The organism is Nonomuraea sp. NPDC050227 (genome assembly GCF_044459705.1).
Classification (GTDB): domain Bacteria; phylum Actinomycetota; class Actinomycetes; order Streptosporangiales; family Streptosporangiaceae; genus Nonomuraea.
Genome location: NZ_JBITJF010000012.1, coordinates 292,282 through 318,087, shown reverse-complemented (window position 1 = coordinate 318,087; position 25,806 = coordinate 292,282). Strand labels below are relative to the sequence as shown.

Sequence of the window (25,806 nt, the reverse complement as noted above, 5' to 3'; positions counted from 1 at the left end):
GGTCAGTTGTCCTCGAAGGAGTCGGGGACCATCACGCGCACGCCGTTGGGCACCACGCGCAGCGTGATCGGGGTGCGCAGGCGCACCTCGCCGTCGACGTCGGCGGCCATCGGCGGGTCGGTCTCCAGCAGCATCTCCCGGCCGACCACGAACGGGCCGCCCGCCAGGCTGCGCCAGCGGCCGGTGGTCGCGCGCAGCAGCGTCTCGCCGAGCAGGCGCAGCTTCTTGCCCGAGCCGAGCTGGTAGGCCACCAGCATGCCGTTGTCGATGCTGATGTCCTTGGCCACCTGCCAGCCGCCGTGGAAGCGGCCGTTGGCGATGTTGAGCTGGTGGGTGAGCAGCTCGTGGCGCTGGCCCTCGACGGTGATGTAGGCCCGGAAGGGCCGGTGGCCCGGCAGCACGGTCAGCGCGGTCATCGGGTAGGCCGGACGGCCCACGATGCGCTTGAGCCAGGGCTTGACCCGGCCGGCCACCTCGACCGAGACGCCGAAGCTGGCCAGGTTGGCGAAGGGCCGGTCACCGGCCATGCCGAGGTCGATGTCGGCGACCTTGCCGGTGGAGAACACCCGGATGGCGCCGGCCAGGTCGAGCGGCAGGCCGAGGCTCCTGGCGAAGTTGTTGGTGGTGCCGAGCGGCAACACGCCGAGCGCCACGTCGCGGTGGGCGACGTGGCGCACGGCCGAGGAGAGGGTGCCGTCGCCGCCGCCCACGATCAGCAGGTCGGGGTCGGTGGCGAGGGCGGTGTCGAGCAGGTCGCGCAGCCGCTTGGGGTTGTAGACCGACAGCTCGGCCAGCGGCTCGAACCCCAGGTTGTGCAGCTGCTCGATGACCTCGAAGTAGTGGCGGCGGCCGCGGCGTGAGCGAGTGTTCACCACCACCGCCACCCGGCGATCCCGCCGGATCGCCTCAGTGTGCTCGATCTTGGTGCGCAGTTCGCTCATGGTCATCAATCGTAGGCGCTGTGTCCGCCGCTCAGTGCTGGATCGGGGGGCCGCCGGAGACCGGCGGCCCCCCTTACGCTACTTCTTCGGCGGGACGACCTGGACGATGGCGCCCAGGTTGCCCGGCAGCTGGCTGATCAGCTTGAACTGCACGCCCAGCGCCTTGCCCTCGTCGCCGGGGTTGCCCGACCCGGCCACGTGGCCGTTGCCGAGGTCGGTCCCGTACAGCTCGGTGGCGGGGGTGCCGTCCAGGTGCACCACGCGGGTGCTGTACGGCTGGTCGCCCTTGCTCGGCACCACCGCGGAGGCGTCGAAGTCACGGTAGTAGAGCGAGCCGTTCTGCAGCTCGAAGCCCGGAACCCAGGTCTTCGCGTCGGTGAAGGACGACACGCCCCTGAGCGCGGGGATGTTGGTGCAGTACTCGCTGAACGGCTCGTCCGGCGCCTCCAGGCACTCCTTCAGCGGGTACGTCTGGTCGAAGGAGAAGGCCGCGTTCGAGGACTGCGTGCGGCCCTCCATGTTCTTGTGCCTGGTCGGGTCCTTCTGGGCGGCGGTGCCGGTGCGGCGCAGCGGGTCGTAGTGCGAGTCCACGACCAGCAGGCTGCCCTTGGAGCCGATGCTCGGCGGCAGGGTCAGGTTGTTGACCACCGAGTTGTTGGTGAAGGTCGAGTCGCGGTACCAGACCAGCAGGCCGGGCGCGTTGTACTTGACCTTCTCGACCTTCCACGCCCCGTCGCGGGAGTAGTTGGTGTCGTAGGCGTACTGCAGGCCCTTGTCGAAGCCGTCGAAGTTGCGCCACTCGGCGAGGTAGAAGCGGGAGATCTCGCGCGAGCCGTTGTTGACGGTCCAGCCCTGGCCGCTGGTGTTGGTGAACGTGCCGCCGGTGGCCTTCCAGCCGTTCTCGCCGTTCTCGACGTCGTCGCTCCAGACGGCGGTGCCGCCGTTGGTGAGCGAGAAGTCGTCGGCGTGCCAGCCGCGCGGCTCGAAGGCGGCGTCGGTGTTGTAGGTCAGGCGCAGCTTGATCGACTGCCCGGCGTACGGCGTCAGGTTGACGTAGTCGTGCCGCCACTGGCCGCCGGTGTCACCGGTGAGCCCGTACTTCTTGTTGCCGAACGTCTTGAGGTTCTTGTTCGGGTCGGGGTAGCCGTCGGGGGTGGTGACCTCGGCGCCGGCCTCGTCGTAGACCTTGAGCTGGGTCCAGGTCTGGCCGCCGTCGGTCGAGACCTCCACGAAGCCGAAGTCCCAGTCCTGCTCGATCTCGTAGTTGTTCCACATCCAGAACCGCACGTCGGAGCCGGCGGGCACCGGGACGTCGCGGGTCAGGGTCTGGTTGGCCCAGTCCTGGTCGAGGTTGGACCACCAGGCCTTCGTGCCGCTGTGCGGGTCGATCATCTTCAGCGGCGTGGAGGCCAGGTTCACCCGGACGCCGTCCTCGGTGTACTTGGGCGTGCGCGAGGACTGCCCGACCGTGACGGACTGGGCGGCGTCACCCGGGTTGAACGTCTTCGGGTTGGCCCAGCCGAGCACCCACTTGTCCCACAGGCCCATGTGCGTGGGCATGGACTGGAAGATGGGGCCGGAGTGGGAGCCGCTGGACATCAGGTCCCAGAAGTCCACCGCGGAGCTGGCCTGGCCGCTGGTGTCGTACAGGTCGGGCAGGCCCAGGTCGTGGCCGTACTCGTGGGCGAAGACGCCGACGCCGGAGTCCTCGGGCTGCACGATGTAGTTGGAGATCTTCTTGTCGCTGCCGGGGATCTTGTAGCCGCCCGCGACCGCGCTGGAGTGCGCCCAGATGGCGTAGGTGCCCTCGGCGCCGCCGTCGGAGGACTTGTCCTTGCCGGCGTGCACCATCACCAGGTGGTCGATGACGCCGTCGGGCTCGTTGAAGTTGCCGTCGCCGTCGGAGTCGGCCACGTCCTCCTGGTCGTAGTCGGCCCACGGGAAGTTCGGCTGGGCCGCGGCCAGGGCGTTGACCGTGTCGATGGCGAGCTGGCCCGCGCCGGTCGGGTTGCTGGGGTGACCCGACATGTCCTGCGGCTGGCCGCCACAGGCCGCGGCGCCGTAGTACGCCTCGGAGTGGGGGGCCTTGATCCAGCCGACGGCCGAGCCGGTGACGGAGTAGGCGCCCTTGGACAGCTCCTCGTACATCTTCTTCATCGTGAAGCCGGAGATGTCGATGCCGGGCTTGCCGTCGCGCGGGTCCTTGAGGTCCTTGCGCACGCGCTCGGTGATGCCCTCGTCGCTGTAGAGCATCTTGTTGAAGTGGTCGGTGCTGAAGTCCTTGAGCCAGAAGGAGTTGTTGTCCTTCTGCGGCAGCGTCGCCGGGTCGGGGATGTTGTTGTGCAGCGGGCCGTTCTTGAGCGTGCCCGGCGGCTCGACCACGCAGTCGTCCGGCGCGCTGTCGGTCGTGCGCAGCCGGTTGAAGCCGGAGAAGTCGTCGTTCGCCTGCTCGTTGAACTCGACCAGGACGGTGAGGAGCTTGGCGGTCTTGACCTGCTTGGAGTTCTTGTAGATCCATTCAGCCGGGTTGCGGCCGGTCCTGATCGCCTGGTTCTCGCGGGCGGCGAGGACGCGGGCCGCGGCGGGGTTCCCGCTGACGAACTTCCTGTCGAACTTCTCCGCCGGTGAGAGCGAGCGGGCCTTGCCCTTGTTCAGGCCGGGTTCCTGCGGCTCCTTCTCGACCCGCGGGGGAGCGTAGTTGATGTAGTAGTCCGCCGCCGTGGGCTGGTAGCTGGCCACTGACGTGGCCTGGGCCGCCGGGACGGTCAGCGCGGCGCCGAGGAGGGCGACCGCCGGGAACACGACTAACAGGCGCTTTGAGCTTGGCACCAGGTACCCTCTCTGCCCGGGGTCGCCGGGCGCATGGCCATAGGGTGTGCAATGCCGGACGCTAGAGGGTGGATAAACGGGTCGTAAAGTACGTTGTTGAAACGTGATCAAACTACGACATTTTGACCAACAGAATTGTCGCGGCGGCATCGCCCGCAATGGCCCGGCATAAACGCAACAACGCGATCTTGAAACGCCGGATCGGCCGGCAGGTCAGTCGGCGGCGAGCACCGGCGGCGGCTGCTCGGGGCCGGGGTCCGGCTCCACGGCGGGCGTCGCGTCCTCGTGCGGGTAGTGCAGGTCGAACGCGGGCCGCTCGGAGCGGATCGGCGGCATGCCGGTGAAGTTGTGCCGCGGCGGCGGGCAGGAGGTCGCCCACTCCAGCGAGTTGCCGTAGCCCCAGGGGTCGTCGAGCGTGACCCTGGGCGCGTGCCTGGCCGTCCGGTACACGTTGTAGAGGAACGGCAGCGTCGAGGCGCCGAGCAGGAACGCCCCGGCCGAGGAGATCTCGTTGAGCGCGGTGAACCCGTCGGCCGCGCTGTAGTCGGCGTACCGGCGCGGCATGCCGAGCTGGCCGAGCCAGTGCTGGACGAGGAACGTGGTGTGGAAGCCGGCGAACAACGTCCAGAAGTGCACCTTGCCGAGGCGGTCGTCCAGCATCTTGCCGGTCATCTTCGGCCACCAGAAGTAGAAGCCGGCGAACATGGCGAACACCACCGTGCCGAAGACCACGTAGTGGAAGTGGGCGACGACGAAGTAGGTGTCGCTGATCTGGAAGTCCAGCGGCGGCGAGGCCAGGATGACGCCGGTCAGCCCGCCGAGCAGGAAGGTGACCAGGAACCCCACCGCGAACAGCATCGGCGTCTCGAACGACAGATGGCCGCGCCACATCGTGCCGATCCAGTTGAAGAACTTCACCCCCGTCGGCACCGCGATGAGAAACGTCATGAACGAGAAGAACGGCAGCAGCACCTGCCCGGTGGCGAACATGTGGTGCGCCCACACGGTCATCGACAGCCCGGCGATGGCGATGGTGGCCCCGACCAGGCTCAGGTAGCCGAAGATCGGCTTGCGGCTGAACACCGGGATCACCTCGGTGACGATCCCGAAGAACGGCAGCGCGATGATGTAGACCTCGGGATGGCCGAAGAACCAGAACAGGTGCTGCCACAGCAGCGGCCCGCCGTTCGCGCCGTCGAAGACGTGCGTGCCGAGCTTGCGGTCCGACTCCAGCACCAGCAGCGCGGCGGCCAGCACGGGGAAGGCCATCAGCACGAGCATGCTGGTCAGCAGCACGTTCCAGGTGAAGATCGGCAGGCGGAACATGGTCATGCCCGGGGCCCGCATGCCGATGATCGTGGAGATGAAGTTGACCGCGCCGAGGATCGTGCCGAGGCCGGACATCACGAGGCCCATGATCCACAGGTCGCCGCCGGCCTGCGGCGAGTGGATGGCCGACGACAGCGGCGTGTAGGCGAACCAGCCGAAGTCGGCGGCCCCGCCCGGGGTGAGGAAGCCCGCCAGCACCATGAGCCCGCCGAACAGGAACAGCCAGTACGCCACCGCGTTCAGCCGGGGGAAGGCCACGTCGGGCGCGCCGATCTGCAGCGGCATGACCACGTTGGCGAACCCGGCGAACAGCGGCGTGGCGAACAGCAGCAGCATCACCGTGCCGTGGATGGTGAACAGCTGGTTGTACAGCTGCTGGCTGACCACCTGCATGCCGGGCCGCGCCAGTTCGGCCCTGATCAGCATGGCCATGACGCCCGCGACGAGGAAGAAGCCGAAGGAGGTGATCAGGTAGAGGTACCCGATGACCTTGTGGTCGGTCGTCGAGAGCCAGGAGGCGATGACGGTCCCGGTACGGCGGCGCCTGACCTGCTCGATCGAGGTGTCCCGAACAGTCGTCACGGCTGCTCCCTCCTTCGCGGAGTTGTGCCTGCCCCGATGTCCTCCATTCCACTCCCGCGCTCGCCGTACGGGAAGCGCTTCTTGGGAACGTCTTTGAACCGGTGTCCCACATGCCGGGCGATTACCGGACCCCTTGGGGACTTCTTCTATCCTTTGGACCGAACCGACTCGGAGGAGAGATCTCGTGACCGCACAGAGTGACTACGCCGCCCTCGTCCAGCGGGGGCTCTCGCTCGACCTCACCCGGGGCAAGCCGTCACCGCGCCAGCTCGATCTCTCCGACGGCATGCTCAAGCTGCCCACCTCCGTCAAGGCCGCCGACGGCACCGACGGCCGCAACTACGGCAACCTCCAGGGCCTGCCCGAGCTGCGCGAGATCTTCGCGCCGCTGGTGCAGGTGCCCGCCGGTCAGCTCGTCGTGGGCGGCAACTCCAGCCTGACGCTGATGCACGACACGATCGTGCACGCGCTGCTGTCGAAGGTGCCGGGGGCCGAGCGCCGCTGGGTCGAGGAGCCGGAGATCACGTTCCTGTGCCCGGTGCCCGGCTACGACCGGCATTTCACCATCTGCGAGCGGCTCGGCATCAAGATGACGGCCGTCCCGATGAACGCCGACGGCCCCGACATGGACGTCGTGGAGCGCCTGGTCGCCGCGGACCCGGCGGTCAAGGGCATCTGGTGCGTGCCGAAGTACAGCAACCCGTCCGGCGTCACCTACAGCGACGAGACCGTGCGCAGGCTGGCCGCCATGCCGACGGCCGCCCCCGACTTCCGGATCATGTGGGACAACGCCTACGCCGTCCACCACCTCACCGACACGCAGGACGAGCTGGCCGACCTGCTCGCGCTGGCGGCCGAGCACGGCAACCCCGACCGCGTGTTCGTCTACGCCTCCACCTCGAAGGTGACGTACGCGGGCTCGGGCGTGTCGTTCTTCGGCTCCTCGCCGGCGAACGTGGAGTGGTTCCTCGCCAACACCGCCAAGCAGTCCATCGGCCCCGACAAGCTCAACCAGCTCCGGCACGTGGAGTTCCTGCGCGACGCGGCGGGCGTGGCCGCGCACATGCGGCGGCACGCCGAGCTGATCGGCCCGAAGTTCGAGCTGGTCGACAAGGTGCTGACCGAGCGCCTCGGCGATCTGGCCACCTGGACCAGCCCGCGCGGCGGCTACTTCATCAGCCTGGAGGTGCCGCACGCCGCCGAGGTCGTGGCCAGGGCCAAGGCCGCGGGCATCGCGCTCACCCCGGCCGGCGCCACCCACCCCTACGGCCAGGACCCGGAGGACCGCACGATCCGCATCGCCCCCACCTTCCCCGAGCTGGACGAGCTGGAGCAGGCCATCGACGGCCTGGCCGTCTGCGTCCGCCTGGTGGCGGAGGAGCGCGGCTAGATCGCCCGGCCCCGGAAGCCGAAGATGTACTCGCGCGTCTCGCCCGGATGGAACGAGACGCCGACCCCCGGCTCGAACGCGACGTTGTCGCGGGCGCAGTAGTACAGCCGTTCCCACACGGCCAGCGCCTTCTCCCGGGCCGGGGCCTCGGCGTGGTCGCGCCTGCGGGCGCCGCGCGCGCCGAGCACGAACAGCAGCCCTAGCCCCCAGAACAGCCCGGTGAGGCAGAAGGGCGCGAGCAGCACCTCGCTCCACTGGGAGTCCTTGCCCATCGCGATCACCAGCGACACGACGAGGTGCACCAGGGCCGCCACGCCGAGCATGATCCACCCCTGGTTCCTGGCCCAGGGCGTGTAGTGGCGGCTGGGGAACGACATCCACACCGCGAGCTGCGTACGGCTCATGACGTGCTTCGACGCGCCCATCGACGGCGCGGTCGGCAGGTCGGCGACCTCGCGCTGGCCGGGCAGTCTGACCCTTCCGATCCGGTATGTCGTCCCCGCGGCGACCGCGCCCGGAACCGAGACGAGCTGGTCAGCCTGCGTACATACCGGGCACCTGACTTCCACCCAGGGCAGTCTGGCCTTAAGGAACGGTCCGCGCAAACCGTAGGGTGCAGGTGTGAGACCGATTGATGCCCTGGTGAACTCGCTGTCCGAAGCTCGCGTGCTGACCGACCCGGACGTGATCGACTCCTACGCCCGCGACCGCACGTTCGTCGAGCCGGGCAAGCCGCTCGGCGTGGTGCTCGCCGCCTCGCGCGAGGACGTGGTGACGACCCTGCGGTGGGCCACCGAGCACCGGGTGCCGGTCGTGCCGCGCGGCGCCGGCACGGGCCTGGCGGGGGCGGCCACGGCCGGCGACGGGACGATCGTGTTGTCGCTGGCCAGGATGACGGCCATCAGGGAGCTCTCCCCCGCCGACGAGATCGCCGTGGTGGAGCCGGGGGTCATCACCGCCGACCTCGACCGCGCCGCCCGCGAGCACGGGCTCATGTACGCGCCGGACCCCTCGTCGTACGAGATCTCCACGATCGGCGGGAACCTGGCCACCAACGCCGGCGGCCTGCGCTGCGTGAAGTACGGCGTCACCAGGGACGCCACGCTCGGCCTTGAGGTCGTGCTGGCCGACGGGCGGATCCTGAACACCGGCCGGCGCACGATGAAGGGCGTCACCGGCTACGACCTGACCGGCCTGTTCGTCGGCTCGGAGGGCACGCTGGGCGTGATCACCGCGGCCACCGTGCGGCTGCGGCGGGCTCCGGCCGCGCCGCCGGCCACGTTCGCCGCCGAGTTCGGCTCGCTGCGCGAGGCGGGCGCGGCCGTGTCGGCGATCATGGCCGCGGGCTGCCAGCCCTCGCTGATGGAGCTGCTGGACCGGGCCACGCTGGAGGCCATCGACGACTGGCGCAACATCGGGCTCGAACCGGCCACGCAGGCCATGCTGATCGGCCAGTCCGACGCGACCGACGGCCAGGCCGTGGCCGCCCGCATGGAACGGCTCTGCCTGGACAACGGCGCCTCGTTCGTGGCCGTCTCCTCCAGTCCGCAGGAGACCGAGGAGCTGGTCGGGCTGCGCAGGATGGCCTACCAGGCCAAGGAGCGGCTGGGGGCGTGCCTGGTCGAGGACGTGTGCGTGCCGCGCTCGGCGCTGCCCGAGATGATCACCGCGATCGAGGCGGCGGCGGCCCGGCACGGCGTGCGGATCTGCACGGTCGCCCACGCCGGCGACGGCAACCTGCACCCGGTCTTCATCTTCGAGCACGGCACGGCCGAGCCGCCCCCGCAGGTGTGGGCCGCGGCCGACGAGGTGTTCCGGCACGCGCTCTCGCTCGGCGGCACGCTGACCGGCGAGCACGGCGTGGGCGTGCTCAAGCGGCGCTGGCTGGGGCTGGAGTCCGGGCCGGTGGCGGCCGAGGTGCAGCAGGGCATCAAGTCGGTCTTCGACCCGCTGGGCATCATGAACCCGGGCAAGGCCATCTGAATTTGCCAAGCCGTGACCTTGGGGCTCCGGCGCGGACACGACCTGCGACGAAACACTGACATGTTCGGTCAAAAGGTGGAACTTACTTACAGGTCCGGCAGACGTCCCACATGTCACGCTGGTAGCGTTTTGCCCCATCTATTGGTTGTCATGGGGGTCCGACGTGAATCAGTTCCAGCCGCTGGCGGCGGACGACCCGCGGCGGCTGGGGGCGTACGACATCGTCGCCCGGCTCGGCGAGGGTGGTCAAGGCGTCGTCTATCTGGGCAAGAGCGACTCGGGTGACCAGGTCGCCGTCAAGCTGCTGCACAACGCCCTCGTGGCCGACGCCGACGCGCGGACCAGGTTCCTGCGCGAGGTGGCGGTGGCGCAGCGGGTCGCCCGGTTCTGCACCGCGCCCGTCCTCCACGCCGACCTCGACGGGAGCCGCCCGTACATCGTGAGCGAGTACGTGCCCGGCCCCTCGCTGCGCGAGCTCGTCATCAACGAGGGCCCGCGCCGGGGCGCGGCGCTGGAACGGCTCGCGATCAGCACGGCCACCGCGCTGGCGGCCATCCACCGGGCCGGGATCCTGCACCGCGACTTCAAGCCCGCGAACGTGCTCATGGGCCCCGAGGGGCCGGTCGTGATCGACTTCGGCATCGCCCGCGCGCTGGACTCCCCCGGCGCGACGGCCACGGGGATGGCGATGGGGACGCCGTCGTACCTGGCGCCGGAGCAGCTCAGCGGGGCCGCCGTGTCGGAGGCGGCCGACGTCTTCGCGTGGGGCGTCACGATGGTGTACGCGGCCACCGGCAAGCCCGCGTTCGGGGCGGACTCGATCCCCGTGGTGATGAACCGCATCCTGAACGAGGAGCCGCAGCTCGGCGGGATGGAGGGCGAGCTCGGCGCGCTGGTGGGCCTGTGCCTGTCGAAGGACCCGGCGCAGCGGCCGAGCGCCGACGAGCTGATCGTCCGGCTCACGGGGCAGCCCGCTCCCAAGGCCGCCATCGAGCCGGTCACCGGCGCGACCGCCACCCCGGCCGTGCCCCACCAGGCCGGCCCTGCGAACAGCCCCGCGAACAGCCCTGCAAATGGCTCTGCGGCCGGCTCCTCCAGTGCGGCGCAGGACGCCTACCCCGGTCCCTGGACCCAGCCCACCGGCACCAACGCCGTGCCCCGGCAGCCCGGCCCCGACAACCGCCCCGCCCCCGGCGTCCCGCAGGGACCGGCGGGCCCCCAGGGCACGGGCCCCCAAGGTACGGCGGGCCCTCAAGGTGCGGCGAGCGGTCCTCAGGGCGGCCCGGCCGGGTCCGGCGCGCCAGGCGGCCCCCACGCGGGCGCCATGCCCGGCGCCGCCCAGGGCGTCCCGCACCCGGGCGTCCCGCAGGCCGGAGCCCCCGGCGGTCCGCAGGCCGGCGTTCCCGGCGGCCCGCACACGCCCGGCGGGCCCCAGACGGGCGCTCCCCACGGCGGCGCCCCCGGCACGCCTCACGGAGGCACGCCAGGCGGCTCTCAGGACAGCGTTCCCGGCGGTCCCCAGGGCGGGGCTCAGGGCGGCGTTCTCGGCGGTCCTCAGGCCAGTGGCATGGGCGGTGCGGCCGCGCAGGCCGGTGCGATGGGCGGTACGGCCGCGCAGGGCGCGGTGCCGCACGGGCACCCGCACGGCGGCATGCCGGGCGCTCCTCAGCCGGGACACCCCGGTGGTCCCCAGGCGGGACATCCCGGTGGCTCCCAGGCGGGGAACGCGGGGGCGACCAGGGTCGGCGGTCCCGGTGGTCCCGGAGGTCCGCAGGGCGAGACGTCCGACAAGGCGCCCGACAAGCAGCGGCGGACGCTGACGCTCGCCCTCTCCGGCGCGGCCGCCGCCGCGCTGCTGGTGGTGGCGGGCGCCGTCGTGGTGCAGGCCAACAGCGACAAGGTCGCCGTGACCGCCACCGGCAGCACCTCCGAGAACCCCACGGGCGACGGACAGGGCGCGGGACAACCCGAGCCGCCGGTCGCCGAGGTGACCCCGGACCCGATCCTCCCGGCGGAGACCGGCGAGCCCGTCCCCACGCTGGACGTCGGCGAGGCCGAGCCGCCCGAGAAGGTCAAGCACACCAAGGACCCCGTCATCGCGGTCCCGAACCCGGTGACGACCGTGACGGCGACGGCCCGCCCGGCGACCAAGCACCCCACGCCCACGCCCAAGCCCACCAGGACGAAGAAGCCCACGGGGTTGATCGACGGCGAGGACCAGCCGGACACCACCCCGACCCCCGGCCCCACGACGACGGTCCCGGCCAAGAAGCCGACGACGAGCAAGCCGACCGTGAAACCGACCGTCAAGCCGACCGCCACGCCCAAGCCGAACACCTTCAACGTGGTGGCCGTCTGCGGCACCGGCTACAGGGTGATCGACAAGCACGCGCTGGGCACCTCGGCCACGATCTTCCTGCTCTACAACACCAGCGCGGGCAAGAACTGCGTGGTCACGATGTCGAAGCTGGTCTATCCCGGCAAGGTCTCCATGAACGCCACCCTCCAGGTCCAGGGCGGCGCGAGCGCCGGCAACCCGGGCAAGTTCACCGCGTACGCGGGCCCGGTCCGGCTGGCGGCCGTGAAGAAGTGCGTGATCTGGGGCGGTTCGTGGAACTCGCTGAGCTGGAAGTCCGGCTGGAGCCACTGCACCTGACGTGACGGCGCGCGGCGGGACCCCTTCCTTCCGCGCGCCCCGCTCGCTACGGTGACTGACGTGATCGTCAGGTCCCTGACCCTGCGCGGCAAGCGCACCCGGGCCACGTTGCTCGCGGCCGGGCGTGAGGCGTTCGAGGAGCACGGGTACGACGCCGTGCGGATCGACGACGTGTGCGCGCGGGCCGGGGTCTCCCACGGCACCTTCTACACGTACTTCGACTCCAAGGAGTCGCTGTTCGGGGAGGTGGCGCAGACGGTGGTCGGCGAGATGTTCGCGGCGAGCGCGGTCGGCGACGCCGCCTCCGGCGACCCGTACGCCCGCATCGAGGCCGCCAACCGCCTCTACCTGCGGGCCTGGGCGGCCAACTCGCGCCTGGTCCGCATGGTGGAGCACGCCGCCGACGCCGACGCCCGCTTCGGGCGGCTGGTGCTGGAACTGCGCGAGGCGTTCGTCCGGCGCGGCGCCGACGGGCTGCGCCGGCTGCAGGAGCAGGGCCTGGCCGACCCCGCGCTCGACCCGCGGCTGACGGCCGTCATGCTGGGCGGCATGGTCGAGCACTTCGCCCACGTGTGGCTGGATCTCGGGGAGCGGGCCGGCGAGCAGGACGCCGTCGACCACCTGACCCGGCTGTGGGCGCGGGCCATCGGGCTGACGCCCGCGTCGACTTCGCGACAGGAGGCCCCGTGATCAGGAGCCGGCTCGACCCGCGCGACGCCGATTATCTGGCCCGGCGCGCGGCCATGCTCGCCAAGCTGGCCGAGCTCGACGCCGAGCACGCCAAGGCGGTGGCCGGTGGCGGCGAGAAGTACGTCGAGCGCCACCGCCGGCGCGGCAAGCTGCTCGCCAGGGAGCGCGTCGAGCTGCTGATCGACCCCGATTCGCCGTTCCTGGAGCTGTCCCCGCTGGCCGCGTGGGGCAGCGAGTTCCAGGTGGGCGCGGGCATGGTGACCGGCATCGGGGTGATCGAGGGCGTCGAGTGCCTGATCACCGCGAACGACCCCACGGTCAGGGGCGGCGCGTCCAACCCGTGGACGCTGCGCAAGTCGCTGCGCGCGGCCGACATCGCGCTGGCCAACCGGCTGCCGTACGTCAACCTGGTCGAGAGCGGCGGCGCCGACCTGCCGACGCAGAAGGAGATCTTCATCCCGGGCGGCCGGATCTTCCGCGACCTGACACGGCTGTCAGCGGCGGGCGTCCCGACGGTGGCGCTGGTCTTCGGCAACTCCACGGCCGGCGGCGCGTACGTGCCCGGCATGAGCGACTACGTGGTGATGGTCCGCGACCGCGCCAAGGTGTTCCTGGGCGGGCCGCCGCTGGTGAAGATGGCCACCGGCGAGGAGTCCGACGACGAGTCGCTGGGCGGCGCCGAGATGCACGCCAGGACCAGCGGCCTGGCCGACTACCTGGCCGAGGACGAGCACGACGCGCTGCGCATCGGCCGCGCCGTCGTGCGCTCGCTCAACTGGCGCAAGCAGGGCGTGGCGCCGCTGCCCGCCCGCGAGCCCGCCTACCCGGCCGACGAGCTGCTGGGGATCGTCCCGGAGGACCTGAAGATCCCCTTCGACCCGCGCGAGGTGATCGCCCGCGTGGTGGACGGCAGCGAGTTCGAGGAGTTCAAGCCCCTGTACGGCCCCTCGCTGGTCACCGGCTGGGCGCGCGTCCACGGTTACCCGATCGGAGTGCTGGCCAACGCGCGCGGAGTGCTGTTCAGCCAGGAGTCGCAGAAGGCCACCCAGTTCATCCAGCTCGCGAACCAGTCGCGCACGCCGCTGCTGTTCCTGCAGAACACCACCGGCTACATGGTGGGCAAGGACTACGAGCAGGGCGGCATCATCAAGCACGGCGCCATGATGATCAACGCCGTGTCGAACTCGACCGTGCCCCACCTGACCGTCGTCATGGGCGCCTCCTACGGCGCCGGCAACTACGGCATGTGCGGGCGCGCCTACGACCCCCGCTTCCTGTTCAGCTGGCCGAGCGCCAAGTCGGCGGTGATGGGCCCGGCCCAGCTCGCCGGGGTGCTGTCGATCGTCGGCCGGGCCGCGGCGCAGGCCAGGGGACAGGTCTACGACGAGGAGGCCGACGCGGCGATGCGTGCCATGGTGGAGTCCCAGATCGAGGCGGAGTCGTTGCCGTTCTTCCTGTCGGGACGGCTCTACGACGACGGGGTGATCGACCCGCGCGACACCCGTACGGTGCTGGGGATGTGCCTGTCGGCGATCAACAGCGCGCCGGTGCCGCCCGCGGCGGGGTTCGGGGTGTTCCGCCCGTGATCACCCGTCTGCTCGTGGCCAACCGGGGCGAGATCGCCCGCCGGGTCTTCCGCACCTGCCGCTCGCTCGGCGTCTCCACGGTCGCCGTCTTCTCCGACGCCGACTCCGGCGCGCCGCACGCCCGCGAGGCCGACCTCGCCGTCCGCCTGCCGGGGGCCCATCCGGCCGAGACCTACCTGGCGGTGGACCGGATCATCGAGGCGTGCCGGGTCTCCGGCGCCGACGCGGTGCACCCGGGCTACGGGTTCCTGTCGGAGAACGCCGCGTTCGCGCGGGCCGTGCTGGACGCCGGGCTCACGTGGGTGGGGCCGCCGCCCGAGGCGATCGAGGCGATGGGCTCGAAGATCGCGGCCAAGCGGCTGATGGCCGAGGCCGGCGTGCCGGTGCTGCCCTCGCTCGACCTGGCCGCCCCGGACGAGTTCCCGCTGCTGGTGAAGGCGTCCGCGGGCGGGGGCGGGCGCGGGATGCGGATCGTCAGGCACGCTGGCGAGCTGGCCGCCGAGGTGGAGTCGGCGCGGCGGGAGGCCGAGGCGGCCTTCGGCGACGGCGCCGTGTTCGCCGAGCCGCTGCTGGAGGCCGCCCGGCACGTCGAGGTGCAGGTGCTGGCCGACGGGCACGGCACGGTGTGGGCGTTGGGCGAGCGGGAGTGCAGCGTCCAGCGCAGGCACCAGAAGGTCGTCGAGGAGTGCCCGTCGCCGGGGATCTCGGAGCGCACCCGCGAGCTGCTGTGCGCGGCGGCCGTGCGCGCGGCCCGGCGCATCGGCTACGTCGGGGCCGGCACGGTGGAGTTCCTGGTCAAGGGCGAGCGGGTGGCGTTCCTGGAGATGAACACCCGGCTCCAGGTCGAGCATCCGGTCACCGAGCTGGTGTTCGGCGTCGACCTCGTCCGGTTGCAGCTGGAGGTGGCCGAGGGCGCGGCGCTGCCGTCCGGGCCGCCCGCGCCGCGCGGCCACGCGATCGAGGCGCGGCTGTACGCCGAGGACGCCGCCTACGTGCCCCAGACGGGCGTGCTGCGCCGGTTCGAGGTGCCGGGTGACGTCCGGGTCGACTCGGGCGTCGAGTCCGGGTCGCGGGTGTCGCCGCACTACGACGCGATGCTGGCCAAGATCGTCGCGTACGGCGCGACGCGGGCGGAGGCGGCGCGGAAGCTGGCCGCGTCCCTGCGCGGGGCCCGGCTGCACGGCCTCACCACCAACCGCGACCTGCTGCTGGAGATCGTGACCAATCCGGCCTTCCTCGCGGGCGAGACGAACACCGCCTTCCTCTCCCCCGGCGGCCCGCTGTCGCCGCTGTCGCCGCCGTCGTCCCCGCCTTCCGGCGACGGCGGGCTGCCGGCGCTGGCCGCCGCGCTCGCCATGGCCGCCGGGCGCCGGCGCGAGGCCCCCGTCCTGGCCGGGCTGCCCGGCGGCTGGCGCAACGTGCGCTCGCAGCCCGCCCGCGCCCGGTTCGAGGAGGCCGATGTCGTCTACGACCCGCTGCCCGCGGGCGTCACGGTGGTCTCCGCGCGGCCGGAGGAGGTGGTCCTGGAACGCGACGGCCTGCGGCGGACGTTCCAGGTCGCCCGGTACGACGGCGACGAGCGCGTCTACGTCGACTCCCCCATGGGCGCGGCCGTGCTGACGCCGGTGCCGCGTCTGCCCGAGCCGGTCGAGCACGTCGCCCCCGGCTCGTTGCTCGCGCCCATGCCGGGCAGCGTGCTGCGGGTCGAGGTGGCCGAGGGCGACACGGTGGCCCGGGGCCAGCCGGTCCTGGTGCTGGAGGCGATGAAGATGGAGCATCGCATCGCCGCCCCGGCGGGTGGCGTGGTGTCGGACGTACGCGTCGAGAAGGGGCAGCAGGTCGAAGCCGGGGCCGTGCTGGCGATCATCCAGGAGGAGACCACATGACGAGCCTGGTGCACAGGGAGCTGGCGGACGGCGTGGCCACCGTCACGCTCGACTCGCCGGCCAACCGCAACGCGTTGTCCAGGCGGCTGCTGGCCGAGCTGGCCGAGCACCTGCGCTGGGCGCTGGCCGAGCCGGGGGCCCGGGTGATCGTGCTGACCGGCACGGGCCGGGTGTTCTGCTCGGGCGCCGACCTGAAGGAGCAGCGCGGCGACTCGGACGCGCCGGTGACGGCGTCCTTCCCGGAGATCATGACGCTGCTCTGGGAGAGCCCGAAGCCGGTGATCTGCCGCCTGAACGGCACGGCCCGCGCGGGCGGCCTCGGCCTGGTCGCCGCGTGCGACTTCGCGATCGCGCCGGACACGGCGTCGTTCGCGTTCACCGAGGTGCGGCTCGGGGTGGTGCCCGCCATGATCTCGGTGCCCGTGCTGCGCAGGCTCGACCCTCGGGCGGCGGCCGAGTACTTCCTGACCGGCGAGGTGTTCGACGCCGCCACGGCGGCCCGCATCGGCCTGCTGACCAGGGCCGTCCCGGAGGACGAGCTGGACGCCACCGTGCGCCACTACGCGGGGATGCTGGCCAGGGGCGGCCCCGAGGCGCTGGCCATCACCAAGCGGCTGGTGCGGGAGGTCCCGGCGGTGTCGTTCGAGGAGGGCCTGCGGCGGATGAGCGAGCTGTCGGCCGAGCGGTTCACCTCGGCGGAGGGGCAGGAGGGCATCGCGGCGTTCATGGACAAGCGTCCGCCCAAGTGGGTGCCGTGATGGCGCTGCGCGTCGCGAACTGCAGCGGCTTCTACGGCGATCGGCTCTCGGCGGCCAGGGAGATGGTCGAGGGCGGCCCGATCGACGTGCTCACCGGCGACTGGCTGGCCGAGCTGACCATGCTCATCCTGGCCGGCAACCGGCTCAAGGGCCGTCCCGGCTACGCCCCGACGTTCCTGCGTCAGCTTGAGGACGTGCTCGGCCCGTGCCTCGACCGCGGCATCCGGATCGTGACGAACGCGGGCGGCCTCGACCCGGCCGGGTGCGCCGAGGCCGTGCACGAGCTGGCCGCCCGGCTGGGCCTGTCCCCCAAGGTCGCCCACGTGACCGGGGACGACCTCATGGGCCGCCCGCTCGACCTGGTCCACGCCGGCACCGGCGAGCGCGCGCCGGCCGCGCCGCTGACCGCGAACGCCTACCTCGGCGGCCGTCCCATCGCCGCCGCGCTGTCGGCGGGCGCGGACGTCGTGGTGACCGGCCGGGTGACGGACGCCGCCCTGGTCACCGGCCCCGGCATCTGGCGGTACGGGTGGGGCCCCGGCGACCTCGACCCGCTGGCCGGCTCGGTCGTCGCGGGCCACGTCATCGAGTGCGGCTGCCAGGCCACGGGCGGCAACTACGCCTTCTTCCAGGACGTGCCCGACCTGGCCCACTGCGGCTTCCCCATCGCCGAGCTGCGCGCCGACGGCTCGGCGGTGATCACCAAGCATCCGGGCACGGGCGGCCTGGTCTCGGTCGGCACGGTCACCGCGCAACTCGTCTACGAGCTGGGCGGCCCGCGCTACCTGGGCCCCGACGTGGTGGCCAGGTTCGACACGATCACGCTCTCCGACGACGGCCCCGACCGGGTGCTGATCTCCGGCACGCGCGGCGAGCCGCCGCCGGACACGCTCAAGGTCGCCGTCAACTACCCGGCCGGCTACCGCAACACGATGACGCTCGTCCTGACCGGCCTGGACGTCGAGGCCAAGGCGCGGGTGGCCGAGGAGGCCGTCTGGGCGCGGGTGCCGCGCGAGACCTTCGACCAGGTGGACGTGACGCTGACGGACGCGGGCCTGCTGCGGATCACCGTCATGGACGCCGACCGGCGCACGGCGGGCCGGGTCTTCTCCTCGGCCGTCGTGGAGACCGGCCTGTCCAGCTATCCGGGCTTCTACGGCCTCACCCCGCCCGGCGACGCCTCCCCGTACGGGGTGTACTGGCCGGTCCTGGTGCCGGCCTCGGAGGTGCGCCCGCGGGTCTTCCTGGACGGCGTGGAGCTGCCCGTCCAGGAGGAGCCTCGCGTTTCCCAGGGCGGACCGGTCCCCGAGCCGCCCGCGCCGCCGGTTCCGGCGCCGCCGGGCGGGCCCGCCGGGCGCGTGCCCCTGGGCCGGGTGGCGGGGGCGCGCTCCGGCGACAAGGGCGGCGACGCCAACCTCGGCGTCTGGGTCGCGACCGACGAGCAGTACGCCTGGCTGGCGGCCACCCTCACCGCCGACCGGCTCACGTCCCTGCTGCCGGAGCTGGCCGCCCACCGCGTCGAGCGGCACGAGCTGCCCAACATCAGGGCGCTCAACTTCGTCGTGCACGGGCTGCTGGGCAGAGGCGTGGCGGCCAGCCCGCGGATGGATCCGCAGGCCAAGGCCCTGGGCGAGGAGCTACGCGCCCAGATGGTCGACGTGCCCGCCGCCCTGCTGCCCCAGCGCCCGCAGGCCGAGCAGCCCGGCGCCTAGCAGGCCCGCGTCCACGCCGAGCGCCGACACCCGCACCTCGGGCGCGGGGCGGAAGGCGAGCCGCGCGGCCAGCCGGGCGCGCAGCGGGGCCAGCAGGGCGTCCCCGGCCAGCGACAGGCCGCCGCCGACGACGATCACCGCGGGGTCCAGCACCAGCGTGTACGTGGCCAGGGCCAGTGCCAGCGCCTCCACGGCCTCCGCCCACACGCGGGCGGCCGGCTCGTCCCCGGCGGCGGCCCGGCGGACGACGTCCTCGGCGGAGGTCTCGCCGGCGCGGGCGGCGACGGAGGCGGCCGAGGCGTAGGCGGACAGGCAGCCGCGCTGCCCGCACGGGCACGGGAGCCCGCCGGGACGCACCGGGATGTGCCCGATCTGCCCGGCCCAGCCGGCGGCGCCGCCGTACAGGGAGCCGGTCAGCACGACGGCTCCGGCGATGCCGGTGCCGATGGGCAGGTACAGCGCGTCGGGGGCCGCCGATCCGTAGGCCAGCTCCGCCTCGCCGGCCGAGCGCACGTCGTGGCCGAGGGCGAGGGGGAGCGTCCCGCCGGCGAAGGCCGCGGCGGGCACGTCCCGCCAGCCGAACGCGGCCGAGAAGACCGCCCGCCCGGACGCGACCAGGCCGGGCACGGCCAGGCCCACGGCCGCCGGGCGCAGCAGGGCGCCGGCGACGGTCCGCGGCGCGCTCAGGTCGGCGACGAAGGCGGAGATCGCCGCGATCACGCGTTCCGGCCCCTCGGTGCGGGGGGTGGGGCGGCGTTCCCGGTAGAGGATGCCGCCGTCCTGGGCGATCAATCCGCCCTTGAGGGTCGTTCCCCCCACATCAACTGCCACAACGCACTTCATCCACCCATGTTCTCCCAGCAGCGCCGCCATCGGCCCGGTCGTGGCCCAGGACGAGCCGACCGCCCGCGACCTGCCAGGCGACCGGTCGCGGCAGTTCCCGCCGTTCATGCCGGGCCCTGGGTTGACCGGGCGTCGGGGCTCTCGTAGGTTGAAGCCTCCAGAATATCGTTCTGTCAAAGGGCGGCCATGACCTCCACCCACATCGACGTCAGCGCCATCGACCTCGACGACCTCGGCGCGTGGATGGACGCCGAGGGGCTGCCGGGCGGGGCGATCACGGACGTCGCGCCGATCCCCGGCGGCACCCAGAACGTCATGGTCCGCCTCGAACGCGGCGGCCGGCCGTACGTGCTGCGCAGGCCGCCCCTGCACGCCCGGGCCAGGAGCAACGAGGTGCTGCGGCGCGAGGCGCGGCTGCTGGCGGCGCTGAGCGGCACGGCGGTGCCGGCGCCCCGGCTGGTGGCCGCGCAGACCGCCCGGGAGCCGGTGTTCTACCTGATGGAGCCGGTGGCCGGGTTCAACCCCTCGACCGGGCTGCCCGAGCCGCACGCCTCCGACGCCGCGATCCGGCACCGGATGGGCCTGGAGGCCGCCGCCGCGCTGGCCGAGCTGGGACGGGTCGATCCGGCGGTGCTGCCCGGGTTCGGCCGTCCCGAGGGCTTCCTCGACCGGCAGGTGCCGCGCTGGCTGAAGGAGCTCGACTCCTACGGCGAGCTCGACGGCTACCCCGGCCCCGACATCCCCGGCCTCGACGCCACCGCCGACTGGCTGACCCGCCACCGGCCCGCCGCGTTCGTCCCGGGGATCATGCACGGCGACTACCACTTCGCCAACCTGATGTTCGCCCTCGACGGACCCCGGGTGGCGGCGATCGTCGACTGGGAGATGTGCACGATCGGCGACCCGCTGCTCGACCTGGGCTGGCTGCTGGCCACCTGGCCGGTGAACAACGGGCACGTGCCGGGGTTGCCGTCGGAGCGGGAGCTGGTCGCGTACTACGCGGCGCTGTCGGAGCGCGACCTGTCGGCGATCGACTGGTACGCGGTGCTGGCCTGCTTCAAGCTCGGCATCGTGCTGGAGGGCACGCACGCGCGGGCGTTCGCCGGCAAGGCGCCCCGGGACATCGGCGACGTGCTGCACGCGACCACCCTCGGTCTGTTCGGCCGCGCCCACGACATCATGGAAGGCTTGTTGCGCTGAACCCGATGCGGGAAAAGGATCACGCCGGACGCCCAGATGCGTACAATTGCGCGCAATTGCATCTGGCATTCGGGGAAAGGATCGTCATGCGCATGCGGTTCCTCGGCTCCACCTCGGAGGCGGGCGCCTGCCCCACCCTGTACGAGACCGATCGCGGCACCATCGTCGTCCAGGGACTTCACGTCACCGACCCCGAGGCGCTCGCGGACCTCCGCGACGTGCTCGACGGCGAGGCCGCCGTCGAGGTGCCCCGCGAGCTCATCACCGAGATCGCCCGCCGGGTCCTGCTCGACGGGTCAGCCGGCGCCCGGCCCACCAGCGACGGGACACCGTCGGCAACCGCTTGATCACGATTGCGCGGCTGGGCCTGGCATGATCGGTGCCCGCGGAGCTAGCCTCTTGCCGCGTGACGTCCTATCAGCAGGCGCGCATCGACCTCGGCGGCCAGCTTCGCCAGTTGCGCGAAGCCGCCCACCTGTCGGGCAAAGACCTGGCCGAGCGGCTGCGCTGGCAGCCGTCCAAGGTCTCCCGCCTGGAGAACGCCAGGCAGACGGCGACCGAGGACGACGTGGTCGTGTGGGCGCAGGCCGTGGGAGCCGCGCCCGACACGACCGACGAGCTCATCAGGCAGGCCATCGCGCTGCTGGAGCGGCACGACGACTGGAAGCAGCGGCACCGCAGCGGCCTGGCCGCCATCCAGGAGGACATCCGCGACCTGGAGGCGCGCACGAAGCTGTTCCGCGTCTTCGAGCCCGGTATCGTCGTCGGCCTGCTGCAGACCTCCGAGTACGCCCGGCACGTGTTCCGCAAGGTCAAGCGCCTCTACAGCGCGGCCGACCAGATCGACGCGGCCGTCCGCGTGCGCATGCAGCGCCAGGAGATCCTCTACGACCGCACGCGCACGTTCCGGTTCGTGGTGCCGGAGTCGGCGCTGCGCAGCGCGCTGGCCCCGGCCGACGTCATGCGCGGCCAGCTCGACCGGCTGCTGGCCGTCAGCACGCTGCCCAACGTGGAGTTCGGGGTGATCCCCTTCGGCACCGAGCTGCCGTCCGCGCCGATCAACGGGTTCTGGATCTACAACGAGGCCATGGTGGGCGTCGCCACGATGACCAAGGACCTCGTGCTGCGCGACCCCGACGACATCGCCTTCTACGTGCGGGCCTTCGACGACTACGCCAAGGTGGCGGAGTTCGGCGAGCCCGGCCGAGAAGTCATCATCCGTATTCTTCGCGAATACCTGCAACAAACCCCACATTAACCTCAGCAATTGCTTGCCACCCGCAGCAAGATCGTGCAATTCTGTCGCGAGACGTTGCGGAGGTGACGCATGATGCTTGATACCGCGCTCTGCCTTGAGCGGTTCGCGTGGCACGCGGGCCGTCACGCCGATCTTTCGGTGCAGAATGTCGCGCTGGCCAGCGACCCGGCGTACGTGTCGGTGCGCAACCGGTTCTCCGCCACCCTGGCCGAGACGGTGACCTGCTCCGACGACGGCGCGTACATCACGTCGTGGGGCTACCGCCTCGGCACCGCCGAGGACGTCGAGTCGGCGGCCGCCCGCCTGGCCTTCCTGCTGGCCGCCCTGCCCGCCTGACCCGGGCCGGACTCAGCCGAACCGCTCCACCGCGATGCCGGCCTCCCCTGCGGCGGCCGTGCGCGCGTGGGCCAGCAGCCGCGCCCGGTCGAGCACGTTGGGATGCAGGGTGTAGCGGATGATCAGGCCGTCGAGCATGGCGTCGATGCGCTCGGCCGCGCCCGCCGGATCGGCGCAGGCGAACTCCCCCGCCTCGGTGCCGGCCGACAACACCTGCGCCAGCGCGTCGAGCCAGGCCGTCTCCAGCTCCAGCATGATCGCGTTGACCGCCGGCTCGCGCAGCGCGGTGTTCCAGGCGTCGATCCAGAGCAGCCAGCTCTGGTCGGAGCGCGACTCGGGGATGTAGTAGCGCAGCACCCGGTCGAGGCGCTCCACCGCCGTGCCGGGGCCGTCGGCCAGCTCCTTGAGCCGGGCGCTCTCGATGTCGAGCGTGGCCCGCAGCATGGCGGTGATCAGCTCGTCCTTGGTCGCGAAGTGGTAGTGGATCAGGCCGCCGCTGACGTTGATGGACTTGGCGATGTCGGCGATGCGCGTGTTGGCCAGGCCGCGTTCGAGCACCACTTTGCGGGTGGCCTCGAGAAGCTCTGCTCTGCGCTGGTCGGCCTGATCGGCCCGGGTCGTACTCGCCACCCGATCAGCCTACAGCGGCCGCGGGAACGGGCCCCGCGGCCGCCGTCGCTTCCTCAGTGGGCGCAGTCGTACAGGCCGGTGTGGCCGTCCACGGCCGCGCAGTCGGCGGTGACCCAGGTGGTCACCGCGGTGTCGCCGCCGCCGGGGCCGCCCCGGCCGCCGGGCAGCACGTACCTGAGCCGTCCCGACGAGACGAGCTCCCGCAGGCGGGGGACGGTCATGGCGGGGTCGGAGCCGGTGAAACCGCCCATGGCGATCACCGGGCGGCCGGTGGACAGGATGATCGAGGAAGCCTGCCGGGCGCTGCCCACGGCCACCAGCCACGTCGCCCGGCCCTGGTTGGCGACCAGGTACTGCACCGTCGAGCCGGCCACGCCGCCGCCCATGGAACCGCGTTCCCGGGCGTCCGGCTCTCCGCCCTGGAGGGCGTCCGTCCGGGGGCCGGGGAGCTCGCCGCCCGGCGGCGGACCGCCGAAGCCGCCGGGGCCGCCCGTGCGGCCCGTGGACGGGCCCGCCGTGGGATTGGTCCCGTTCACCCGCGCCCCCAGCGGTGAGACGGCGTAGGCCGCCGGACCGGCGAGCCCCGCGACCAGAGCGGCCGCCAGCGCCACGACGGTCACCCGGCCCGCCATCCGCCCCCTGCCCGCCACGAGCCCTGTCGCGGCCCCTGTCGCGGACGCCGGCACGAGCCCTGTCACGAACACTGTCACGAGCGCCACCACGGCCACTGTGGTCGCCCCGAGCACGACCCAGGCCAGCCACGGCAGCCACTCCGGCGTGCGGCGCAGCACCACGAACGCCCACCCGCCGGTCACCGCGACCGCCGCGGGCAGCGCCCACGCCCAGCCCCGCGACCCGCGGTACGCCTGCCACATCACGGTCGCCCCCATGCCGGTCAGCGCGGCCACGGCAGGCGCCATCGCGGTCGTGTAGTAGGGATGGAACGTTCCATGGGAGAAGCTGAACACGGCGTGGTGCACGACCAGCCAGCCGCCCCACAGCAGCCAGGCGGCCCCGTCGAAGACGGTCCCGCGCGCCCGCAGCAGCACGGCGAAGGCCAGCGCCACCGCGCAGAACGGCAGCAGCCAGGAGATCTGCCCGGCCATGACGTCGTTGAACAGCCGCCCGGCCCCGGCCTGCCCGCCGAAGTTCGCGCCGCCGGACCCGCCGCCGGCCCGGTCCTGGCCGAAGATCCGGCCGAGCCCGTTGTAGCCGATCACCAGGTCCCGGACCGTGTTGCCGGTCGAGCCGCCCACGTAGGGCCGCGAGGCGGCGGGCCAGAGGTCGACGACCACCATCCACCAGGCGCTGGACGCGACCAGCACGACCCCGGCGGCCAGCAGGTGCCCCACCCGCCGGGCCAGGCCGTGACGGGCGCACACCAGGTACGCCGTCCCGAACGCGGGCACCACCAGGTACGCCTGCAACATCTTGGCGTTGAACCCGAGCCCCACGAACAGCGCGGCGAGGAGCAGCGGCCGCAGCCGGGCCGTGCGCAGCGACTCCAGGCAGAACCAGGCCGCCAGCACCAGCAGCAGCACGAGCACGGTGTCGGGGTTGTTGTCCCGGTTGATGGCCACCGTGATCGGGGTGAGCGTCATGACCACGGCCGCGACCAGCGCCGCGACGTGCCCCTGACGGGTGCGCCCGAAGGACCGGCGGACCGCCGAGTACACCGTCCCGACAGCCGCCACTCCGGCGAGGACCTGCGGCATCAGCATGCTGTACGTGCTGTAGCCGAAGATCCGCGCCGACAGCCCCATGACCCACAGCGCGAGCGGCGGCTTGTCCACGGTGATGAAGGACCCGGCGTCGAGCGCGCCGAAGAAGAACGCCTTCCAGCTCCGCGTGCCCGACAGGACGGCGGCGGCGTAGTACTCGTTGGCGTTCCCGCTGAGCGCCCAGGCGTACAGGACGAAGGCGGCGGCCAGCACCGTCCACATCGCGGGCCGCGACCAGCGCGGGTCGCCCGCGGCGCCGGTCAGCGCGCGCACGCGGGCGGGCGCGGCCACGGCGGTCATCGCCCGCTCCTGCGCCGGGGGTTGAACACCCACACGCGCAGCAGCAGGAACCGGACGAGGGTGGCCGCCGCGTTGGCCGCGATGACCGCCACCAGCTCCACCCCGTGCGAGACCCCGCCGGGCAGCAGCGCGAGGCTCCCCGACGTCAGCGCCAGCCCCACCAGGAACGCGATCAGGCCCTCGAACTGGTCGCGCAGCGCCCCGCCCGAGCCCTTGACGCCGAACGTGAAGCGGCGGTTGGCCGCCGTGTTGGCCACGGCCGTGACGAGCAGCGCGACCGCGTTGGCCGCCTGCGCCGGGACGACCTGCCGCGACATCGAGAACAGCGCCAGGTAGGCCAGCGTGCTGACCACGCCCACGATCGCGAACCTGGGCAGCTGCCTGGCCATCCCCTTCGGCAGCTCGGCCCGCCGCACCCGGGCGGGCATCGGCAGGCGCGCCGCGCCCGACAGGGTCCTGCGGGCCACCCTGGCCAGCCCGCGCAGGTCGTCCAGGGCGGTCCGCAGGAGGTCCACGCGGCTGTCAGGGTCGTCCACCCAGTCGACGGGGACCTCGTGGATGCGCAGGCCGTGCCGCTCGGCCAGCAGCAGCAGCTCGGTGTCGAAGAACCACTGCTCGTCCTCGACGGCGGGCAGCAGCGCCTGCGCGATCTCCGTGCGCACGGCCTTGAACCCGCACTGCGCGTCGGAGAACCCGGCGCCCATCACCGAGCGCAGCAGCAGGTTGTACGAGCGGGAGATGAACTCCCGCTTGGGCCCGCGCTCCACCCGCGAGGCTCTGGCCAGACGGGTGCCGATGGCCAGGTCGCTGTGGCCCGACAGCAGGGGGGCGACCAGCGGGAGGAAGGCGTCCAGGTCGGTGGACAGGTCGACGTCCATGTAGCTGACGACGTCGGCCTCGCTGGTGGACCAGACCTGGCGCAGGGCCCGGCCGCGGCCCTTCTCGTCGAGGTGCACGGCCCGTACCTGCGGCAGCTCACGGGCCAGCTCGGTGGCCAGCCGCCAGGTGTCGTCGGTGCTGGCGTTGTCGGCGATGGTGATGCGGAAGCCGTACGGGAACGTCGTGGCGAGGTAGGCGTGCAGCCGGGCTACGCTCTCCCGCAGCGCCCGCTGCTCGTTGTGGACCGGGACGACCACCTCTACCAGGCGCGTCCTTACCGCTGTTGTCTCCATGCAG

General features: G+C 72.3%; 20 protein-coding genes. 12 read left to right on the top strand and 8 right to left on the bottom strand.

The annotated features are described in order from the left end of the window. Window positions 1–2 precede the first annotated feature (2 nt). The 3 genes from ACIBK9_RS39215 to ctaD form a co-directional block, all read right to left on the bottom strand. Window positions 3–941 carry a diacylglycerol kinase family protein gene (locus ACIBK9_RS39215; RefSeq protein ID WP_358285242.1) on the bottom strand — a complete coding sequence of 313 codons (939 nt, stop codon included), beginning with the start codon at window positions 939–941 and terminating at the stop codon, window positions 3–5. A gap of 78 nt (window positions 942–1,019) precedes the next feature. Beyond that, the gene (locus ACIBK9_RS39210; protein WP_397163856.1) at window positions 1,020–3,770 is read right to left on the bottom strand and encodes an immune inhibitor A domain-containing protein; all 2,751 of its coding nucleotides are present in this window, start codon (window positions 3,768–3,770) and stop codon (window positions 1,020–1,022) included. Window positions 3,771–3,983: 213 nt separating this feature from the next. Continuing rightward, on the bottom strand, window positions 3,984–5,681 hold the full coding sequence (gene ctaD, locus ACIBK9_RS39205; protein ID WP_397163855.1) for a cytochrome c oxidase subunit I: 1,698 nt from the start codon (window positions 5,679–5,681) through the stop codon (window positions 3,984–3,986). Between the two features lie 184 nt (window positions 5,682–5,865). Between ctaD and ACIBK9_RS39200 the strand changes: the two genes are divergently transcribed. Continuing rightward, a complete protein-coding gene (locus tag ACIBK9_RS39200) occupies window positions 5,866–7,071 on the top strand; it encodes an aminotransferase class I/II-fold pyridoxal phosphate-dependent enzyme (RefSeq protein WP_397163853.1) in 1,206 nt (401 codons plus the stop codon). On the opposite strand, the gene ACIBK9_RS39195 is transcribed toward ACIBK9_RS39200, so the two are convergent. Further along, entirely contained in the window at window positions 7,068–7,640 is a 573-nt protein-coding gene (locus ACIBK9_RS39195; protein WP_364337936.1) for a hypothetical protein, read from the bottom strand. The two genes, ACIBK9_RS39200 and ACIBK9_RS39195, sit on opposite strands and share 4 nt — an antisense overlap. A 52-nt stretch (window positions 7,641–7,692) precedes the next feature. Here ACIBK9_RS39195 and ACIBK9_RS39190 point away from each other — a divergent pair, with 52 nt between their 5' ends. From ACIBK9_RS39190 to ACIBK9_RS39160, 7 genes are all read left to right on the top strand, one after another. Continuing rightward, the gene (locus ACIBK9_RS39190; protein ID WP_397163851.1) at window positions 7,693–9,054 is read left to right on the top strand and encodes an FAD-binding oxidoreductase; all 1,362 of its coding nucleotides are present in this window, start codon (window positions 7,693–7,695) and stop codon (window positions 9,052–9,054) included. A gap of 163 nt (window positions 9,055–9,217) precedes the next feature. Then, the gene (locus ACIBK9_RS39185) at window positions 9,218–11,710 is read left to right on the top strand and encodes a serine/threonine protein kinase (RefSeq protein WP_397163850.1); all 2,493 of its coding nucleotides are present in this window, start codon (window positions 9,218–9,220) and stop codon (window positions 11,708–11,710) included. 60 nt (window positions 11,711–11,770) lie between these two features. After that, the gene (locus ACIBK9_RS39180; protein ID WP_397163849.1) at window positions 11,771–12,400 is read left to right on the top strand and encodes a TetR/AcrR family transcriptional regulator; all 630 of its coding nucleotides are present in this window, start codon (window positions 11,771–11,773) and stop codon (window positions 12,398–12,400) included. A 53-nt stretch (window positions 12,401–12,453) separates the two neighbouring features. Further along, entirely contained in the window at window positions 12,454–13,986 is a 1,533-nt protein-coding gene (locus ACIBK9_RS39175) for an acyl-CoA carboxylase subunit beta (RefSeq protein ID WP_358285984.1), read from the top strand. Next, window positions 13,983–15,872, top strand: coding sequence for a biotin carboxylase N-terminal domain-containing protein (locus tag ACIBK9_RS39170; protein ID WP_397163848.1), 1,890 nt, complete (start codon window positions 13,983–13,985; stop codon window positions 15,870–15,872). Before ACIBK9_RS39175 ends, ACIBK9_RS39170 begins: the two co-directional genes overlap by 4 nt. Next, entirely contained in the window at window positions 15,869–16,630 is a 762-nt protein-coding gene (locus tag ACIBK9_RS39165; protein ID WP_397163847.1) for an enoyl-CoA hydratase-related protein, read from the top strand. Before ACIBK9_RS39170 ends, ACIBK9_RS39165 begins: the two co-directional genes overlap by 4 nt. Then, window positions 16,630–18,342 carry an acyclic terpene utilization AtuA family protein gene (locus ACIBK9_RS39160; protein ID WP_397163846.1) on the top strand — a complete coding sequence of 571 codons (1,713 nt, stop codon included), beginning with the start codon at window positions 16,630–16,632 and terminating at the stop codon, window positions 18,340–18,342. Before ACIBK9_RS39165 ends, ACIBK9_RS39160 begins: the two co-directional genes overlap by 1 nt. Here ACIBK9_RS39160 and ACIBK9_RS39155 read toward each other — a convergent pair. Then, window positions 18,268–19,173 carry an ROK family protein gene (locus ACIBK9_RS39155; protein WP_397163844.1) on the bottom strand — a complete coding sequence of 302 codons (906 nt, stop codon included), beginning with the start codon at window positions 19,171–19,173 and terminating at the stop codon, window positions 18,268–18,270. The genes ACIBK9_RS39160 and ACIBK9_RS39155 overlap by 75 nt on opposite strands. Window positions 19,174–19,371: 198 nt before the next feature. On the opposite strand from ACIBK9_RS39155, the gene ACIBK9_RS39150 reads away from it, so the two are divergent. The 4 genes from ACIBK9_RS39150 to ACIBK9_RS39135 all read left to right on the top strand — a co-directional run bounded on the left by ACIBK9_RS39150 (window position 19,372) and on the right by ACIBK9_RS39135 (window position 21,979). Then, a complete protein-coding gene (locus ACIBK9_RS39150) occupies window positions 19,372–20,385 on the top strand; it encodes a phosphotransferase family protein (RefSeq protein ID WP_397163842.1) in 1,014 nt (337 codons plus the stop codon). An 86-nt stretch (window positions 20,386–20,471) separates the two neighbouring features. Then, complete coding sequence (locus ACIBK9_RS39145; protein WP_397163840.1) at window positions 20,472–20,732, top strand: hypothetical protein; 261 nt, start codon at window positions 20,472–20,474, stop codon at window positions 20,730–20,732. A 59-nt stretch (window positions 20,733–20,791) separates the two neighbouring features. Continuing rightward, window positions 20,792–21,643: a helix-turn-helix transcriptional regulator gene (locus ACIBK9_RS39140; RefSeq protein ID WP_357964569.1), complete on the top strand. Its 852-nt coding sequence runs from the start codon at window positions 20,792–20,794 to the stop codon at window positions 21,641–21,643. A gap of 69 nt (window positions 21,644–21,712) precedes the next feature. Further along, window positions 21,713–21,979 carry a hypothetical protein gene (locus ACIBK9_RS39135; RefSeq protein WP_352320256.1) on the top strand — a complete coding sequence of 89 codons (267 nt, stop codon included), beginning with the start codon at window positions 21,713–21,715 and terminating at the stop codon, window positions 21,977–21,979. A 12-nt stretch (window positions 21,980–21,991) separates the two neighbouring features. On the opposite strand, the gene ACIBK9_RS39130 is transcribed toward ACIBK9_RS39135, so the two are convergent. From ACIBK9_RS39130 to ACIBK9_RS39120, 3 genes are read right to left on the bottom strand one after another with little or no spacing between them, the layout of a single operon-like run. Beyond that, complete coding sequence (locus tag ACIBK9_RS39130) at window positions 21,992–22,609, bottom strand: TetR/AcrR family transcriptional regulator (RefSeq protein WP_387664398.1); 618 nt, start codon at window positions 22,607–22,609, stop codon at window positions 21,992–21,994. 53 nt (window positions 22,610–22,662) lie between these two features. Beyond that, window positions 22,663–24,630: a glycosyltransferase family 39 protein gene (locus ACIBK9_RS39125; protein WP_397163839.1), complete on the bottom strand. Its 1,968-nt coding sequence runs from the start codon at window positions 24,628–24,630 to the stop codon at window positions 22,663–22,665. Further along, the gene (locus ACIBK9_RS39120) at window positions 24,627–25,802 is read right to left on the bottom strand and encodes a glycosyltransferase (RefSeq protein WP_397163838.1); all 1,176 of its coding nucleotides are present in this window, start codon (window positions 25,800–25,802) and stop codon (window positions 24,627–24,629) included. The genes ACIBK9_RS39125 and ACIBK9_RS39120 overlap by 4 nt, the downstream gene beginning before the upstream one ends. Between the last annotated feature and the right edge of the window lie 4 nt (window positions 25,803–25,806).

Excerpts from the sequence above, each read along its gene's own strand:
- ACIBK9_RS39215 (WP_358285242.1), bottom strand. The coding sequence starts at position 941 with ATGAGCGAACTGCGCACCAAGATCGAGCACACTGAGGCGATCCGGCGG.
- ACIBK9_RS39175 (WP_358285984.1), top strand. The coding sequence starts at position 12,454 with ATGCTCGCCAAGCTGGCCGAGCTCGACGCCGAGCACGCCAAGGCGGTG.
- ACIBK9_RS39165 (WP_397163847.1), top strand. The coding sequence starts at position 15,869 with ATGACGAGCCTGGTGCACAGGGAGCTGGCGGACGGCGTGGCCACCGTC.
- ACIBK9_RS39160 (WP_397163846.1), top strand. The coding sequence starts at position 16,630 with ATGGCGCTGCGCGTCGCGAACTGCAGCGGCTTCTACGGCGATCGGCTC.
- ACIBK9_RS39150 (WP_397163842.1), top strand. The coding sequence starts at position 19,372 with ATGACCTCCACCCACATCGACGTCAGCGCCATCGACCTCGACGACCTC.
- ACIBK9_RS39145 (WP_397163840.1), top strand. The coding sequence starts at position 20,472 with ATGCGCATGCGGTTCCTCGGCTCCACCTCGGAGGCGGGCGCCTGCCCC.
- ACIBK9_RS39135 (WP_352320256.1), top strand. The coding sequence starts at position 21,713 with ATGATGCTTGATACCGCGCTCTGCCTTGAGCGGTTCGCGTGGCACGCG.
- ACIBK9_RS39125 (WP_397163839.1), bottom strand. The coding sequence starts at position 24,630 with ATGACCGCCGTGGCCGCGCCCGCCCGCGTGCGCGCGCTGACCGGCGCC.
- ACIBK9_RS39120 (WP_397163838.1), bottom strand. The coding sequence starts at position 25,802 with ATGGAGACAACAGCGGTAAGGACGCGCCTGGTAGAGGTGGTCGTCCCG.